The following is a 16,413-nucleotide window of genomic DNA, read 5'->3' on the forward strand; positions in this document are numbered from 1 at the left end:
ACTTACACGGGCACGGCGTCGTCGGCGATGGGCAGACGCGAAATCTCCGCCGGCGTGGCGCAGGCCAGGCGATCGCGGCCGGCGGCCTTGGCCCGGTACAGCGCCGCGTCTGCCGCTGCCAGCAGCGTGGACAGGTCGCCGTGGCCGTCGTCCATGGCCAGGCCGATGCTGGCGGTGACCGTCACCGGCCCGGTGGTCAGCCGCGCCGGCTTCTGCTGCAGAGCGGTACGGATCGCCGCAGCCCCCGCCATCGCTTCACCCTGCGTGCTGCCGGCCAGCACCAGCACGAACTCCTCGCCACCGTAGCGGCCCAGCAGCGTGTCGTGGCCCTGCAAACCGTGCTGCAGCAGCGCAGCGAAGTGGCGCAGTACCTGGTCTCCGGCCAGATGACCCCAGCGGTCGTTGATCTGCTTGAAGTGATCGACGTCGACCAGCAACAGGGCCAGTGGCCGGCCCTGCCGACGCATCCGCTGCAACTGTGCCTGTCCATCGGCCAGCACCGCGCTGCGGTTGAGCAGCCCGGTCAGCCCATCGGTGCGCGCCGCACGCCGCAGATCGACCAGCATGCGCTCGACCAGCAGCAGCACCATCGCAAAGCACCGCGCCAGTTCCAGCATCACGCCGGCAAGGTAGGTGACGAACATCGGTGTACCGGTGCGCATGATGTCCTCGCCGGCATCGGGTGCCACCGGCAGGAACAGGCGCACCGCGTACAGGGCCGCCTCGGCCAGGAACACCGCCGCCGCCAGACGGCAGCTGGTGCGCTGCTGCACGGGGGCATGCCGCAGCAGCAGCCACGCGATCCAGCCATCGACCAGCAACGTGAACACACTGAACACCTGCAGGCGCGCGCCCAGGTCCGGCCACAGCACCAGGAAGGCGAAGATGCAGGCCATGAAGGCGGCCGCCATCAACAATGGACGCCACAGCGGCAGCGGCTGTTCCAGATGCAGCGCCACGCCGCGCAGCATCAGCACCGCGCAGCCGGCCATCGCCGCATTCCCGGCCAGTATGGCCGGCGCCAACGGCAGGTAGGGTCGCAGCGCCAGCAGGGTCACACCCAGGGTCAGCAGCCACAGGCTGGCGGTCCACAGGCGCAGCACCGGTTGCCCGCGCAGCACCACCAGCAGCAATGAGAACCCCACGGCAATGCCGATGCAGAGCAGGAAGCCAAGCACGGTAATGGTCGGGAAATCCAGGGACATGCGGCGCTCATCGGCCGGGGGGCGCGCGCATCTTAGCGCCTTGTGGTGCGATCCCTCCGGCGCTTCCCGCCCCGATGGCGATGCGGGGTCTGAAAACGGCGAGCATGGCGGCCGGCGCATGCGCAGAATCCGCGGAAAACCAAGGAGACGCCCATGCATGCGTGGTACCTCGGTGGCATCGACCACCGCCCGTTTCTGCACCTGTTCGAGAAGAGCGACACCGCGTTGGCTGCGCTGGGCATCCAGCGTCGCTGGGCCGGCGAAACAGGAGGACACCCCTGCCGGATCAGCCTGGGCGATCCACCCGGTGGCAGCGAGCTGCTGCTGTTGTCCCATGTGCACCTGCCCCTGCATTCGCCCTATCACGCCTCGGGCCCGATCTTCGTGCAGCGTGGCGTGACCCGATGCGTGCTGCCGCCAGGTGAAGTACCGCCGTACGTACAGCGCCGGATGATCTCGTTGCGCGCCTATGACCAGGCTGCATGGATGCTGGCCGCAGAGATCAGCGCGGGCACGGACGTCTCCGCTCGGCTGGACGCGCTGTTTGCCGATCCTGCCGTGGCCTTCGTGCAGCTGCACAACGCGGCGCACGGCTGCTTCTCATGCCAGGCGGATCGCATGGGTATGGCGCCGACGTAGCAGGATCTCCACGACGTGATCGTTGCCACGCCAAAGACGTGATCGTCAGCGCATCCGTTCAGTCCCGCGTGAAGCCTGCGGGAAGGGCTTCACACCCACAGTCACGGATCGGCATTTCCATGGTTCCGCACCCTGCGCTGCGACTCGATACTCGCCGTGGTGCCGCCGAAAGTCCGCCGTGCAGCGCAGCTCCTGCGGTCACCGCTCTCATTCGACGACCACAAGGAAGCGCCATGTCATTCCGATCCATACCGTTGCTGATGGCCACCTCGTTCGCGGCTGCGGGCCTATGCCTGGCCGGGAATGCATCCGCCCACGGCACCATGACCACGCCGATCAGCCGCGTCTATGCCTGTTTCCAGGGCAATCCCGAGAATCCGACCAACCCCGCCTGTGCCGCCGCCAAGGCGGTTGGTGGATCGCAGGCGTTCTACGACTGGAACGGCATCAACCAGGCCAACGCCAACGGCAACCACCAGGCCGTGGTGCCCGACGGCAAGCTGTGCAGCGGCAACAATCCCACCTTCCGCGGCCTGGACGTGAACCGCAGCGACTGGCAGACCACGCCCATCCACGCCGATGCCAATGGCAAGTTCACCTTCGTGTTCAAGGCGACCGCGCCACATGCCACGCGTGACTGGCGCTTCTACGTCACCCGCGAAGGCTGGCAGCCGGGCAGCCCGCTGGGCTGGGCCGATCTGCAGGAGTTCTGCACCCTGGGCAATACGCCGCTGTCGGCCGATGGCACCTACAAGCTGCAGTGCACGCTGCCGCAGCGCACCGGCCAGCATGTGATCTACAACACCTGGCAGCGCTCGGATTCGACCGAAGCGTTCTACACCTGCATGGACGTGCGCTTTGAAGGCGGCGGCGGAGGTACGACGCCGGCACCGCAATGGCAGGATGCTGGCCCGGTGACCGCACGCGGTGAGTTGCCGGTGGGTACCACGCTGGCACTGCGGGTGTTCAACGCCAGCGGCAACGATGTCGAACGTGTGGAAACGACCTTGGCCAGCGGCCAGACGTCTGCCTCGCAGTGGCCCTTGGCGCTGGCGCGCAAGGTCAATGGCAGTGCACAACATGCGCGCGTGGGCGTGCTTGCCAATGGCGTGATCACGCCGTCGGCGTCGGCCACCGACAATCGCGTGTACCTGAAGGACGGCAACCGCTTCCAGCTCGATACCAGGGTGCCGGACCCGGGTACGCCGTCGCCGGGCGGTGATTTCGACCACGTGTACCCGGCGGGCATCGGCAGCTATGTACCGGGCCAGACCGTGGTGAAGAGCAGCGACGGCAAGCTGTATGCCTGCCGCCCGTTCCCGGAAGGTGCGTGGTGCAACGTCAATGCCGAGGCGTACCGGCCGGGTGTGGGTGCGGCCTGGCGCGATGCGTGGATCGCGTACTGAGACCGTGTACAGGGAACGGTGGCAGAGCGCCGTTCCCTGCATAGCGTGAGACGCGCCAGCGCGTGAGTGTGAAGCCGTTCCCATACGGAACCACGCGATGCTTTTTTCAAAGTAGTCCTATGGATGCGGGCGGGTGGGATGCCGAGACTTCGCGGGGTTTCACCACCCACAGGAGATCTCCATGCATCTGTCATATCGGACTGTCATCGCGCTGTCTGTGATCGCAGGCATTGCCACCTCTGGCAGCGCTTTCGCCCACGGCACCATGTCCAAACCCTCCAGCCGCGTCTACTCCTGTTACCAGGGCAATCCCGAAAATCCGACCAACCCGGCCTGCGCTGCTGCCAAGACCATCGGTGGCGCCCAGCCGTTCTACGACTGGGCAGGCGTCAATCAGGCCAACGCCAATGGCAATCATCAAGCGGTGGTTCCAGATGGCGAGTTGTGCAGCGGCGGCAACAGCAAGTACCGCGGCCTCGATCTGAACCGCAGTGACTGGCCGACCTCACCGATCCACGCCGATTCGCGCGGGCGTTACACCTTCGAGTTCAAGGCCCCGGCCCCGCATGCCACCCGCGAGTGGAAGTTCTACGTCACCCGCGACGGCTGGCAGCCGGACAGCCCATTGCGCTGGGCCGACCTGCAGGAATTCTGCACGGTGGGCAACGTGCCGGTCTCCGGCGACGTCTACAAGCTGGATTGCCCGCTGCCCAAGCGCAGCGGCCAGCACATCATCTACAACACCTGGCAGCGCTCGGATTCCGGTGAAGCGTTCTATACCTGCGCGGACGTGCGCTTTGAGGGGGGCGGTGGTGTGACCCCGCCGCCGCAGTGGCAGGATGCCGGCCCGGTCACCGCCCGCGGTGCGCTGGACGTGGGCACCACCGTGACCCTGCGCGTGTTCAACGCTCAGGGCAACGATCTGGAGCGCCCGGAGATCACCCTGGCCGCAGGTCAGACCGCTGCGAACCAGTGGCCGCTGGCGCTGGCCCGCAAGGTCAACGCCAGTGCGCAGCAGGCGCGCGTAGGCGTGATGAAGAACGGGGTGATCACACCGGTCGCCTCGGCCACCGAGAACCGCGTCTACCTGAAGCCGGGCAACCTGTTCCAGATCGATACCCGTGTGCCGGGCCCGATCGATCCGCCGCCGGGCGACGACTACGACTTCGTGTATCCGGCCGGTATCGGCAGCTACAAGCCGGGCGAAACCGTGGTCAAGGGCACCGACGGCAGGCTCTACGCCTGCCGCCCGTTCCCGGAAGGCGCGTGGTGCAACATCAATGCCGATGCCTATCGCCCGGGCACGGGCTTTGCCTGGCGCGATGCCTGGATCGCGTACTGACGCAGGCGACCGGGGGCGGCGTGATGCCGCCTCCGGTTCAGGGAATGCCGGCCAGCGGCCGGCACGCCCCGCCTACTTGCTGCTGACGTACTTCTCGCGGCGGATCTGCGGGTTGCCCAGGCCGGCGGCCTTCAGCAGCTCGGCGCAGGCATCGACCATGTCCGGGTTGCCGCACAGGTAGGCGATGTCGGTGGCCGGGTCCGGCGTGAAGCCGGCCAGCGCCTGCTGTACGTAGCCGTGCTGCACGTCCGGGTGAGGATCAGCCGGCATTTCGCGCGACAGGCACGGAACATAACGGAAGTTCGGGTGCTTTTCGGCGAAGCTGTAGAAGTCTTCGCTGTACAGCAGCTCACCCGCGCTGCGCGCGCCCTGCAGCAGCACGATCTGCACGCCCCGTTCGGCCATCGCCGTTTCCAGCAGCGGCAGCATCGAGCGGTACGGGGTGACGCCGGTGCCGGTGGCGATCAGCAGGTAACGGGCATTGTGGTCGCCAGGATTCAGGCAGAACCGGCCATAGGGGCCGGACGCACTGATCTGGCCGCCCGGCTCCAGCGCCTCGAACAGGGCCGTGGCGGCGCCACCGGGCACGAAACTGACCGCGATATCCACCGCCTCGCCCGGGCCCAGCGCATGGTCGTGGATGGTCGCCAGCGAGTAGCTGCGCTTGGTTTCAGTGCCGTCGGCGTAGCTGAAATGGACCTGGATGAACTGCCCGGGCTGGAAATCCAGCGGCTGCCCATCGTCACGCACGAACTGGTAGTGGCCGACGGTCGGGGCCAGCATGCGGCAGCCGACCAGCTTGAGGGGGAATTGAACAGGCACGACTTTTCGGGACAGTGTGTAGCCGGGGCAAGCCCTCGGGGTCTTCTATAATAGCCCCTCCCCGCCCCTCTCCAGCGCCAGCCCATGGGCGCGAAGGCTTCGAGCTTGGCATCCCAGAACGATATGGCGCCCGCCCTGCGCGTGCGCGACCTGCGCAAGACCTACGACAACGGCACCCAGGCCCTGAAGGGGGTTTCCCTGGAAGTGGCCCCGGGCGATTTCTTCGCCCTGCTCGGCCCCAACGGCGCCGGCAAGTCGACCCTGATCGGCATCATCAGCTCCCTGGTCAACCTCAGCGAGGGCCAGGTGGAAGTGTTCGGCAGCGACCTGGTGCGCAACCGCAGCGCCACCATGCGCCTGATCGGGCTGGTGCCGCAGGAAATCAACTTCAACCTGTTCGAGAAGCCCTTCGACATCCTGGTGAACTACGCCGGCTTCTATGGCGTGCCGCGCGAGGAAGCGGAACAGCGCGCCGAAGAGGAGCTGAAGCGCGCGCACCTGTGGGAAAAGGCCCAGGTGATGAGCCGCACGCTGTCCGGCGGCATGAAGCGCCGGCTGATGATCGCCCGCGCGATGATGACCCGCCCGCGCCTGCTGATCCTGGACGAGCCAACCGCCGGCGTGGACATCGAGATCCGTCGCGACATGTGGCGGGTGCTGAAGGAGATCAATGCCGCAGGCACCACGATCATCCTCACCACCCATTACCTGGAAGAAGCCGAGTACCTGTGCCGCCACCTGGCGATCATCAACCATGGGCAGATCGTCGAGCAGGGGCCGATGCGCGCCCTGCTGGCCAAGCTGGACGTGGAAGGCTTCCTGCTGGACATCGACGGTGAGCTGCCGGCGCAGCTGCCGGTGATCGAAGGCGCGACGCTGACCGCGCCGGACCCGCACACGCTGGACATCGACATGCCACGCGCAATGGACCTCAACCGCGTGTTCGCCACGCTCAACGAGGCCGGCATCCGCGTGCGTTCGATGCGTACCAAGAGCAACCGCCTGGAGGAGCTGTTCGTGCGCCTCACTGGCAACCTGGAGACTTCCGCATGAGCACCACCGAGCTGACCGACGGCCAGCGCAACCGCGTCGCGCTGCTGACCATCGTGCGCCGCGAAGTCGCCCGCATCATGCGCATCTGGGGCCAGACCCTGGTGCCGCCGGCGATCACCATGACCCTGTACTTCCTGATCTTCGGCAACCTGATCGGGTCGCGCGTGGGTGACATGGGCGGCTACACCTACATGCAGTTCATCGTGCCGGGCCTGGTGATGATGAGCGTGATCCAGAACAGCTACGGCAACATCAGTTCCTCGTTCTTCGGTGCCAAGTTCGGCCGCCACGTGGAAGAGCTGCTGGTCAGCCCGATGCCGAACTGGGTGATCCTGTGGGGCTACGTGGCCGGCGCGGTGCTGCGCGGCCTGATGGTGGGCGTGATCGTGCTGATCATCGCAATGTTCTTCACCCCGGTGCGCATCCCGCACCCGCTGGTGATGCTGACCACGGTGATCCTGGGCGCGACGATCTTCTCGCTGGCCGGTTTCATCAATGCGGTGTATGCAAAGAAGTTCGACGACGTGGCGATCGTGCCGACCTTCATCTTGACCCCGCTGACCTACCTGGGTGGCGTGTTCTATTCGGTGAAGCTGCTGCCGGGCTGGGCCGAAGCAGCCACGCATGCGAACCCGATCTTCTACATGGTCAATGCGTTCCGCTATGGCCTGCTGGGCAGCAGCGATGTGCCGCTGCCGGTGGCCTACGGCCTGATGATCGGTTTCGTGGTGGTGCTGACGGCGCTGGCGCTGTGGCTGCTGCGCCGTGGCGTGGGCATGCGCAGCTGAGTTTTGCGTGCAGGGCCTGCGGCCCTGCACCCGCCGAATCAACGTCAACTTCTACGGCAACATCAAAAGCTGGCATTCCGTGGGTTGGCGGGGTGGGTCCGGTTGCGGGGGACGCCGTAAACCCATCCCTGGGGGCTTGGCCGCGGCATCCATGCCGCGGACACCCCCGCAATCGGACCCACCCCGCCTTGGACAGATTGCCGCTGCTGTGGGTAGGTGTCGACCTTGGTCGACACGATGGATCCACGCCATGCGTGGATGAAGCGTTCCAAGCCGATGCTCGGCGCTTTTCGTCTGGGATTGCGGCTAGGCTGTGGCGATGAAGATCACTTCCATTCCGTTGGACAAGGCCGTGTCGGACGGCCCCATCGATGCCTTCAGCCATGTGGTGCTGGGCGATTCGCCCACCCTGGATGAGGTACTGGATTGCCTGGCGTCGCTGCACGTGGCCAATCCCCGCCATCGCTATCTGTGCACGCTCGACGATGTCGGTCAGTGCCGTTACACCAGCATGCACGCGTCCGACGACGCGCGCATCGCACTGTACGAGGACGAAGACCCGGCGACCCCCGAAGATGCGTTGGCGGCACGCGAGCGGTTGCTGGCGCATGTCATCGCGCAGCTGGAGCACTCCTTCCATCGGCTGGAATGGACCACCCTGCCGGGTACCTTGCTGTGCAATGACGCAGACATCGAGACGCTGGTCACGGCCAATGCCGCACCCGACCTCATCGTCGACGAAGCGGTCTGCGTACAGCAGGTGCCGGTGGACCGCGATGACCTGCTGATCGCCGCCCTGCCCAACGGCTACTTCAGCGCGGACTGGGACATCTTCCAGAACCACGCCCTGATACGGCACCTGCAGGAGCGGTACGACTACCGCCTGTTCGGACTCGGCGCATCGTGGCTTGGCTTCCAGCGTAACCGCGCGCCACCGCCAGCAGAGGCAAACGCGTTGGTCGCTGACCTGCAGCGTGTCTACGCTGCCGGAACGCACGACATCTGGTCACAACTGGCTGCAACGCTGGCCACCCGAACCACGCTTCTATTGGGATACACCGAGGACTTCAGCGAACAGCTGCCCTGAGCACCGCTCTACACGAGCGAGCGCCGCGAACGACCCGCTTCCGCTCTTGATCTGCTTCCCGTGGTGGCCGCGCCCGGCCAACCCCGATGAACAGTGCTTTCCGCGAACCACCACGGGGGCACCGCCGTTGGCCACATTCTCCGGCACAATCGGACCCATGATTCCCCCAGAACACGGTGAACCTGCAATGCGCATCCTGATCCTTGGCGCCGGCGGTACCGGCGGTTACTTCGGTGGTCGCCTGGCCCAGGCCGGCGTGGACGTGACCTTCCTCGTACGCCCCGCGCGCGCCGCACAGCTGGACCGCGATGGCCTGGTCATCCGCAGCCCGATCGGCGATGCCCGCTTCCCGGTGCAGCACGTGACCGCCGATGCGCTGCCCACATTGGCCGCGCAGAAGCCTTTCGATCTGGTCATTCTCAGCTGCAAGGCCTACGACCTGGACAGCTCGATCGACGCCATTGCTCCAGCCGTGGGCGCGAACACCACCGTGCTGCCCATCCTCAATGGCCTGCATCACTACAATGCGCTGGACCTGCGCTTCGGCCGCGAGGCGGTGCTGGGCGGCCTGTGCTTCATCAGCGCCACCAAGGCGCCCGATGGCGCGGTGCTGCATCTGGGCAAGCCGGCCAAGCTCACCTTCGGCGAGCGCGACGGCGGAGCGATCTCCGCACGCGTGCGCGCCTTCGCTGCCGCCTGCGCACAGGCCAATCTTGATCACCTGGCCAGCGAGCGCATCGGCCAGGAGCAATGGATCAAGTACACCTTCCTGACCGCGCTGGCCGCCGCCACCTGCCTGCTGCGCGCGGACATCGGCACCATCGTCGCCACCGATGATGGCCAGGCCATCGTGCGCGGCCTGTACGACGAGTGCCTGGCCGTGGCCGAAGCTGCCGGTGAGCCGATTCCCGATGCCGCGCAGGACACCGCGCGCGGCACCCTCACCCAGGCCGGCTCTGCATTGAAGGCATCGATGCTGCGGGACCTGGAGGCTGGCCAGCAGGTCGAGGCCGAACAGATCGTCGGCGACATGCTGGCGCGTGCACGCAAGGCCGATCAGGAAGCCCTGTTGCTGCAGGTCGCCTACAGCAGCCTGCAGGCCTACCAGGCACTGCGCGGCGCGTGAGCATCCCGTTGCCGGCCAGTGCGCTGCCTACGCGGGTGCTGATCCTCGGTATGGGCTGGAGCGGATGCGTGCTGGCCACGCAGCTGCAGGCACGGGGAGTGCACGTCGTCGGCACGGTGCGTGACCCCTCGTCGGCGCCGGACGATGGCCTGCTGCGGCATCAGCTGCGCGCCGACGCGCCACCTTCGTCAGCCCTGCTCGATGAGATTGCACAGGCGGAGTTCGTGCTGTGCAGCGTACCGCCAGATGCCGAGGGCGACCCGGCACTGCGTCTGCTGCTGCCGGCACTGCAGGACAGCCCGGCACTGCGCTGGGTGGGCTATCTGTCATCCACGTCGGTGTATGCCGACCGGGCCGGCGGCTGGGTTGACGAGCGCAGCGCAGCCGATGCCACTGAAGCAGCCGGCGTGCAGCGCCTGCGTGCCGAAGCGCAATGGCGTGCGCTTGCAGAAGAACGTGGCATTGCCTCTGCGGTGTTCCGCCTGCCTGGCCTGTACGGTCCCGGACGCAACGCACTGCTGCAATTGGCCGAAGGCCGTGCCCGCCATGTGATTCGGCCGGGCCTGGTGTTCAATCGCCTGCACGTAGAGGATCTTGCGGCAGTGATCATCGCGGCGATGCAGCGACCGACCCACCAGGGCCTGTACCTGCCCAGCGACGACGAACCGGCACCACCACAGGATGTGCTGGCCTTCGCCGCGCAGCTGGGCGGGCTTGCGATGCCGCCGGCCGTGGCCTGGGACGATCCAGCGCTGAGCCCGACGCTGCAGCGCTTCTACCAGAGCAACAAGCGCATCGACAGTCGTGGCACGCGTGCGGCGCTGGGGTGGGCACCGCGGTTTCCGACGTATCGGGAAGGACTGCAGGCGCTGGCCGCTTCGCTCGCCGGGCATGGCCCGGCGCTACCGGACAGCGCTTTGTAGAGCCGAGCCCATGCTCGGCTGCTCTTTGCGTCTTTCGCGCTGCGCGCGATAAGCCGAGCATGGGCTCGGCTCTACGGATCAACCCACCTCGGGCAGGCGGAAGAACGCACGCGTGGCCGCCGTGGCGTTGGCCGCCGTCACCGCCACGTCCTCGCCACGGTCGCGCGCCAGCTCTTCCACGATGTGCGAGAGGAACATCGGCTCGTTGCGGCGATCCTTCGGCATCGGCTTCAGCGTGCGCGGCAGCAGGTACGGTGCATCGGTCTCGATCATCAGGCGGTTGGCCGGGATGTTCTTCACCAGTTCGCGCAGGTGCGCGCCACGGCGCTCGTCACACAGCCAGCCGGTGATGCCGATGTACCAGTCCTGGTCCAGGTAGTCGAACAGTTCGTCGCGTTCGCCGGTGAAGCAATGCACCACCGCCGGGCCGATGCGGCCTTCGAAGTTCTTCATCTGTGCCATGAAATCGGCATGCGCATCGCGCTGGTGCAGGAACAGCGGCTTTCCATTCTCAGCGGCCAGCTGCAGCTGTCGCTCGAAGGCGCGGTGCTGGGCCGGGCGCGGCGAGAAATCACGGAAGTAGTCCAACCCACACTCCCCCACCGCCACTACTTCCGGGTGGGCATGCAGCGCGCGCATCTCAGCATCGCATTCCTCGGTGTATTCCACCGCGTGATGCGGGTGCACGCCGGCCGTTGCGTACAGGAAGCCCGGATGCTGCTGGGCCAGCTGCACCGCCAACGGCGAGTGCTCGCGGCTGGCGCCGGTGATGACCATCTGCACCACGCCGGCCTGGCGCGCGCGGTCCAGCACGGCGTCACGGTCGCGGTCGAAGGAATCGTGGGTCAGGTTGGCGCCGATATCGATCAGGTGCATGGTCATCGCGGGGGAAAAGTGCCCGCGCATTGTACCTGCGCCCGCCGTGGCCCCTTATCCTTTGCCCATGAACGCCCCGCTCTTCCCCATTTCCCCGCTGCTGCCACAGATCCAGCAGCACCTGGCCGCGCAGCCGCGACTGGTGCTGGAAGCCCCGCCCGGCGCCGGCAAGACCACCCAGGTACCGCTGGCACTGCTGGATGCACCGTGGCTGCAGGGCCGGAAGATCATCCTGCTGGAACCGCGCCGGGTGGCCGCGCGCAGCGCGGCGCTGTTCATGGCGCGGCAGCTCGGTGAAGAGGTGGGCGGCACCGTCGGCTACCGCATCCGCTTCGAGAACAAGATCTCGGCGCGCACACGCATTGAAGTCGTCACCGAAGGCATCCTGACCCGCATGCTGCAGGACGACCCGATGCTGGAAGAGGTCGGTGCGATCCTGTTCGATGAGTTCCACGAGCGCCATCTCAACGGTGATCTCGGCCTGGCACTGACGCTGGACGTGCAGGCACAGCTGCGTGACGACCTGCGTCTGGTGGTGATGTCGGCAACACTGGATGGCGAGCGCCTGGCACGCTTCCTCGACGCGCCGCGGCTGAGCAGCGAGGGCCGCAGCTACCCGGTCGCGATCAGCCATTTCCCGGCGCGCCGCGATGAGGCGCTGGAACTGCAGGTGCGCCGCGCGGTGCAGCAGGCCTTGGCCGAACACCCCGGTGACCTGCTGGTGTTCCTGCCCGGCCAGCGCGAAATCGCGCGCGTGCAGGCTGGACTGCAGGAATCGCTGGATGCCGGCGTCGAAGTGCTGGCCCTGCACGGTGAACTGCCGGTGGAACAACAGGCGCGCGTGCTGCAGGCCGCCAGCGATGGTCGCCGCCGCGTGGTGCTGGCCACCAACGTGGCCGAATCCTCGGTGACCCTGCCCGGCGTGCGCGTGGTGATCGACAGTGGCCAGGCACGCGAACCGCGCTACGACCCCAACAGCGGTTTTACCCGGCTGGACGTGGTGGCCATCGCGCAGGCGTCGGCCGACCAGCGCGCCGGCCGCGCCGGACGCGTGGCCGAGGGCGTGGCCTGGCGGTTGTGGCCGCAGTCGCAGCGGTTGGAGCCACAGCGTCGCGCCGAGATCGACCAGGTGGAACTGGCAGGACTGGCACTGGAACTGGCGGCCTGGGGCAGCAGCGACCTGCACTTCCTCGACCCGCCGCCGGCCGGCCCGATGGGCGCGGCACGCGAACTGCTGCAACGGCTCGGCGCCCTGGCCAGCAGCGGTGCGATCACCGCACTTGGCCGGCGCGTGCTGGCGTTGGGCACGCATCCGCGGATGGCGGCGATGCTGCTGGCGGCGCCCGATGCACGTGCGCAGGCGCTGGCCGCTGATCTGGCCGCCCTGCTGGAGGCGCGCGACCCATTGCGCCAGGGCGGTGACGCGCTGGCGGCACGCTGGCGCGCACTGGCCGCGTTCCGCAATGGCCGCGCACCGGGTGACGCCAACCGCAGCGGTCTGGCCGCCATCGATGCGGCCGCCAAGCAGTGGCGACGTCGCCTACGCTGTGATGCCGCGCCGCCCGCCAGCATCGAGGCCCACGAACTGGGTGACCTGCTCGCACATGCCTTCCCCGACCGGATCGGTTTCCAGCATCCCAGCGATCCATTGCGCTACCTGCTGGCCAATGGTCGCAGCGCGCGCCTGCACGAACTGAGCGACCTGCGTGGCGAACCGTGGCTGGTGGCCAGCGAGCTTCGCTTCGAGGCACGCGATGCGCTGCTGCTGCGTGCCGCACCGGTGGACGAAGGCCAGCTACGCAAGGCGTGGCCGGAGCGCTTCGTCACCGAAGATGTGGTCCGCTGGGAAAGCGAGCGCCGCGCCCTGGTGGCCCTGCGCGAGACCCGTTTCGACCGCATCGTGCTGGACAGCCGCTCGGCCGGCCGGGTCGATCCGCAGCACGCCGCGCAGGCGCTGACTGACGCGGTGGCCGAGCTCGGCCTGCAGGCGCTGCCATGGACCGAAGGCCTGCGCCAGTGGCAGGCACGGGTGGAATCACTGCGGCGCTGGATGCCGGAGTTGGATCTGCCCGACTGCAGCGACGCGGCCCTGCTGGCCAACCTTGCGCAGTGGCTGCAGCCCGCGTTCGCCGGCAAGAGCCGTCTGGATGCGCTGGACGAGTCCAGCTTCGGCGAGGCGCTGAAGTCGCCGCTGGAGTGGTCGCAGCGGCAGCTGGTCGAGCGCCATGCGCCGACCCGCATCACCGTACCTTCAGGCTTGGAACGGCCGATCACCTACGCGTTGGACAGCGAAAGTGGCGAGCCGTTGCCGCCGGTGCTGGCGGTGAAGCTGCAGGAACTGTTCGGCCTGGCTGATACGCCGCGCATCGCCGATGGGCGCGTGCCGCTGACCCTGCACCTGCTGTCGCCCGGTGGCCGGCCGCTGCAGGTCACCCAGGACCTGCGCAACTTCTGGGAAAACACCTACGCCGAAGTGAAAAAGGAGATGAAGGGCCGCTACCCGCGCCATCCGTGGCCGGATGACCCGTGGACGGCCACGGCCACGCACCGGGCCAAGCCACGCGGGACCTGACCGGCCCTGCCGGCACCACCGGTTGCGGACCCTGCCTGATCCTGAATGGCTGCGGTAAAGTCACGCCACGTGCGGCCTCGACTGACATACCGTTTACGGGCAACACGCGACACTGGACTTCGACCCGAGGCAAAGGACCCCCGCATGAGCAAGCTGACCGTAATCACCGACCGCGCTCTGGAGCGCGCCCTGGAGCTGGCCCACACCGCCGGCGATGGCCTGAAGAGCGCCGGTGGCAGCCTGCGCAATGCGGACTGGATCAAGACCGGCGCCGCCATCGGCGCAGTGAAGACCGGCGGCAAGGCTGCGACCAAGTTCGTGCGCCGCAATCCGGCAGTGGCCGTGGCCGCAGCTGCGGTCGGTGTGGGCCTGCTCGGCTATGCGCTGTACCGCAAGCAGCAGAAGAAGAAGGCCGCCAATGGCCACGTGGTGAATGGGCAGGCGCAGCGCATCAATGCACGTGACCGCCGCAATGACACCGTGGTGGATGAGCACAGCGACATCGGCAGCGACGCCTGAGATCGTCGGCCGCTGCCAGGGCCGGGGTCCTTCCGCAGGAAGGGCTCCGGCCTTTTCATTTCAACCGATCTGGCGCCACTGGCCCGGCTGCAGGTCGTCCAGCCGGTAGGGTCCCATCGACACGCGGACCAGCCGCAGCGTCGGCAGGTTCACCGCCGCGGTCATCCGCCGCACCTGGCGGTTGCGGCCCTCGCGGATTGTGATCGCCAACCAGCTGTCAGGCACGGTCTTGCGGAAACGTACCGGCGGATCCCGCGTCCACAGCGACGGCGCCGGATCGAGGCGCTCGATCTTCGCCGGCAGGGTCGGCCCGTCGTTCAGCTCAACGCCGTCGCGCAGCCGCTGCAGCTGCTCGTCGCTGGGGGTGCCTTCCACCTGCACCCAGTACGTCTTGTCGGCCTTGTGCTTCGGGTCGGTCAGCTTGTGCGCCAGCGTACCGTTGTCGGTCAGCAGCAGCAGGCCCTCGCTGTCATGGTCCAGGCGGCCGGCGGCATACACGCGCGGCGGCAGGCCAAACCCGGCCAGGGTCGGCCGCGGCGGCACGCTGCGGTCGGTGAACTGGCAGAGCACGTTGAAGGGCTTGTTGAAGGCAATCAGCATTGCGGGCACGGCGGGCGGCAGATGGCGCATTGTCCCACGCCGCGCTGCTCGCTCGCCGGGCACCGCTTTGGCCGAGGCTGCGGCGGGATCAGCCGAAGACCTTCCACTCCAGCAGGAACGAACCCAACACCAGTGCGATGCCGCACGCCGCGATGACATTGGCCCGGCGCCGCAGGCGGACCGGTGGCGGATTCATGGCACGCGCACGTTCCTCCAGCAGCGCACCGGCGAACAGCACGGCAAACCCCACCGTCGCCACCAGGTCGTAGGCATGGCCACCGTAGAACACGAAATCAATCAGCCGCGCCAGCACCAGCACGGCCACGGCGATGTAGAACACTTTCTTCAACAGTCCACTCCATGGATGGTAGCGCCGGGCCATGCCCGGCGGATGCACATTGCGTCGATTGCCACGCCGCTGCGCTCGCCGGGCGTGGCCCGGCCCTGCCGATTTACGGCTTGATGAAGCGCAGGGTCATGCGATCGCTCTCGCCGATCGCCTGGTACTTCGCATCGTCGGCCTTGTCGTGCTGGTTGGTCGGCGGGAGCGTCCACACGCCGTTCGGGTGGTCCTTGGTGTCGCGCGGGTTGGCGTTGACCTCGCTGCGCGCATCCAGCTTGAAACCAGCCGCCTCGGCCATCGCGATCACCTGCTGCTGGCCGACATAGCCGGTGTCATCGTCGTCGGCCACATCGGCCTTGGCGCGATGCTCGACCACGCCCAGCACGCCGCCCGGCTTGAGCACGTTGAAGAAGCCCTGGAACATGCCCTGCGCCTGGCCGGCCTTGCGCCAGTTGTGCACGTTGCGGAAGGTCAGCACCACGTCGGCTGAATTGGCCGGGCCGAACACCGGCTTGGCCGGATCGTAGGCGACCACGGCAGTCTTGCCGAACTGCGCCGGTGCGCCGGCGTACTTCTTTTCCAGGCTGTCGCGGCTGCGCTGCTGGTAGTCACGGCCGCGGCCTTCGGGTACGGCCATCGGGTCGACCACGGCGGCGACGTAATGACCCTTGTCATGTAGCAGCGGCGCCAGGATCTCCGAGTACCAGCCGTTGCCGGGGGTGATCTCGATGACGGTCTTTTCCGGAGCCACCCTGAAGAACGACAGCGTCTGCGCCGGATGACGGAAGCCATCGCGCTTGACGTTGTTGGCATCGCGGGTGGGCGCCTTCACCGCCGCGTCGATGGCCGGCGAGACCTCGATCTTCGCCGGCGCGACCGTAGCCGGTGCGGCGAACGCGGGAACAGCAGCAAGCAGGGCCGAAGCAAGCAGCAGTCGGCAACCACGCAGGGACGAAGCAGGCATCATCGGGACGACTCCAGCGGAAGATGCGGCGAGACTAGCAGTCACAGCGTCCCAGGTGTTCACAAAACGTTAGCTGCGTGCGCGCCGCGGAACACTGTTTTGTGGTCGTCGCCGCAGCACGGTCACACATCGCGTTCTATTCTGGAGC

The 16,413-nt window shown here is 67.3% G+C and carries 16 protein-coding genes; 10 read left to right on the plus strand and 6 right to left on the minus strand.

Annotated features, from left to right (window positions below; all coding sequences use genetic code 11):
• Positions 1–2: 2 nt before the first annotated feature.
• The gene (locus tag AC5P6E_RS04125; RefSeq protein ID WP_495230713.1) at positions 3–1,205 is read right to left on the minus strand and encodes a GGDEF domain-containing protein; all 1,203 of its coding nucleotides are present in this window, start codon (positions 1,203–1,205) and stop codon (positions 3–5) included.
• Between the two features lie 153 nt (positions 1,206–1,358).
• On the opposite strand from AC5P6E_RS04125, the gene AC5P6E_RS04130 reads away from it, so the two are divergent.
• From AC5P6E_RS04130 to AC5P6E_RS04140, 3 genes are all read left to right on the plus strand, one after another.
• Entirely contained in the window at positions 1,359–1,844 is a 486-nt protein-coding gene (locus tag AC5P6E_RS04130) for a DUF1203 domain-containing protein (protein WP_312661440.1), read from the plus strand.
• A 233-nt stretch (positions 1,845–2,077) separates the two neighbouring features.
• Positions 2,078–3,250 carry a lytic polysaccharide monooxygenase gene (locus AC5P6E_RS04135; RefSeq protein WP_164191666.1) on the plus strand — a complete coding sequence of 391 codons (1,173 nt, stop codon included), beginning with the start codon at positions 2,078–2,080 and terminating at the stop codon, positions 3,248–3,250.
• Positions 3,251–3,431: 181 nt separating this feature from the next.
• Positions 3,432–4,592 (plus strand): lytic polysaccharide monooxygenase, encoded by a 1,161-nt coding sequence (locus AC5P6E_RS04140; RefSeq protein WP_197656330.1) that lies wholly within the window; start codon positions 3,432–3,434, stop codon positions 4,590–4,592.
• Between the two features lie 72 nt (positions 4,593–4,664).
• Here the strand turns inward: AC5P6E_RS04140 and AC5P6E_RS04145 are convergent, their stop codons facing one another.
• Positions 4,665–5,414 (minus strand): ferredoxin--NADP reductase, encoded by a 750-nt coding sequence (locus tag AC5P6E_RS04145; protein WP_495230714.1) that lies wholly within the window; start codon positions 5,412–5,414, stop codon positions 4,665–4,667.
• A gap of 84 nt (positions 5,415–5,498) precedes the next feature.
• Between AC5P6E_RS04145 and AC5P6E_RS04150 the strand changes: the two genes are divergently transcribed.
• The 5 genes from AC5P6E_RS04150 to AC5P6E_RS04170 all read left to right on the plus strand — a co-directional run bounded on the left by AC5P6E_RS04150 (position 5,499) and on the right by AC5P6E_RS04170 (position 10,391).
• Positions 5,499–6,467 carry an ABC transporter ATP-binding protein gene (locus AC5P6E_RS04150; RefSeq protein ID WP_019336751.1) on the plus strand — a complete coding sequence of 323 codons (969 nt, stop codon included), beginning with the start codon at positions 5,499–5,501 and terminating at the stop codon, positions 6,465–6,467.
• On the plus strand, positions 6,464–7,255 hold the full coding sequence (locus AC5P6E_RS04155; RefSeq protein ID WP_019336752.1) for an ABC transporter permease: 792 nt from the start codon (positions 6,464–6,466) through the stop codon (positions 7,253–7,255). The genes AC5P6E_RS04150 and AC5P6E_RS04155 overlap by 4 nt, the downstream gene beginning before the upstream one ends.
• Positions 7,256–7,574: 319 nt before the next feature.
• Positions 7,575–8,342 carry a hypothetical protein gene (locus tag AC5P6E_RS04160; RefSeq protein ID WP_241888701.1) on the plus strand — a complete coding sequence of 256 codons (768 nt, stop codon included), beginning with the start codon at positions 7,575–7,577 and terminating at the stop codon, positions 8,340–8,342.
• A 187-nt stretch (positions 8,343–8,529) separates the two neighbouring features.
• The gene (gene panE / locus AC5P6E_RS04165; protein WP_053443699.1) at positions 8,530–9,468 is read left to right on the plus strand and encodes a 2-dehydropantoate 2-reductase; all 939 of its coding nucleotides are present in this window, start codon (positions 8,530–8,532) and stop codon (positions 9,466–9,468) included.
• The gene (locus AC5P6E_RS04170) at positions 9,465–10,391 is read left to right on the plus strand and encodes a Rossmann-fold NAD(P)-binding domain-containing protein (protein ID WP_053443700.1); all 927 of its coding nucleotides are present in this window, start codon (positions 9,465–9,467) and stop codon (positions 10,389–10,391) included. Before panE ends, AC5P6E_RS04170 begins: the two co-directional genes overlap by 4 nt.
• 78 nt (positions 10,392–10,469) lie before the next feature.
• Here the strand turns inward: AC5P6E_RS04170 and AC5P6E_RS04175 are convergent, their stop codons facing one another.
• Positions 10,470–11,267 (minus strand): TatD family hydrolase, encoded by a 798-nt coding sequence (locus tag AC5P6E_RS04175; protein ID WP_053443855.1) that lies wholly within the window; start codon positions 11,265–11,267, stop codon positions 10,470–10,472.
• 67 nt (positions 11,268–11,334) lie between these two features.
• Here AC5P6E_RS04175 and hrpB point away from each other — a divergent pair, with 67 nt between their 5' ends.
• Together hrpB and AC5P6E_RS04185 are read left to right on the plus strand one after the other, a co-directional pair.
• Positions 11,335–13,839 carry an ATP-dependent helicase HrpB gene (gene hrpB, locus AC5P6E_RS04180; RefSeq protein ID WP_329834315.1) on the plus strand — a complete coding sequence of 835 codons (2,505 nt, stop codon included), beginning with the start codon at positions 11,335–11,337 and terminating at the stop codon, positions 13,837–13,839.
• 144 nt (positions 13,840–13,983) lie between these two features.
• Positions 13,984–14,358, plus strand: a complete 375-nt coding sequence (locus AC5P6E_RS04185) for a hypothetical protein (RefSeq protein ID WP_019336760.1) — start codon at positions 13,984–13,986, stop codon at positions 14,356–14,358.
• 60 nt (positions 14,359–14,418) lie between these two features.
• On the opposite strand, the gene AC5P6E_RS04190 is transcribed toward AC5P6E_RS04185, so the two are convergent.
• The 3 genes from AC5P6E_RS04190 to AC5P6E_RS04200 all read right to left on the minus strand — a co-directional run bounded on the left by AC5P6E_RS04190 (position 14,419) and on the right by AC5P6E_RS04200 (position 16,268).
• Positions 14,419–14,958: a pseudouridine synthase gene (locus AC5P6E_RS04190; protein WP_043399505.1), complete on the minus strand. Its 540-nt coding sequence runs from the start codon at positions 14,956–14,958 to the stop codon at positions 14,419–14,421.
• A gap of 88 nt (positions 14,959–15,046) precedes the next feature.
• The gene (locus AC5P6E_RS04195; protein WP_224329425.1) at positions 15,047–15,298 is read right to left on the minus strand and encodes a hypothetical protein; all 252 of its coding nucleotides are present in this window, start codon (positions 15,296–15,298) and stop codon (positions 15,047–15,049) included.
• Between the two features lie 112 nt (positions 15,299–15,410).
• Complete coding sequence (locus AC5P6E_RS04200) at positions 15,411–16,268, minus strand: class I SAM-dependent methyltransferase (RefSeq protein ID WP_010482267.1); 858 nt, start codon at positions 16,266–16,268, stop codon at positions 15,411–15,413.
• Positions 16,269–16,413: the final 145 nt, after the last annotated feature.

This window comes from Stenotrophomonas sp. YJH_SMC_16 (genome assembly GCF_059367875.1).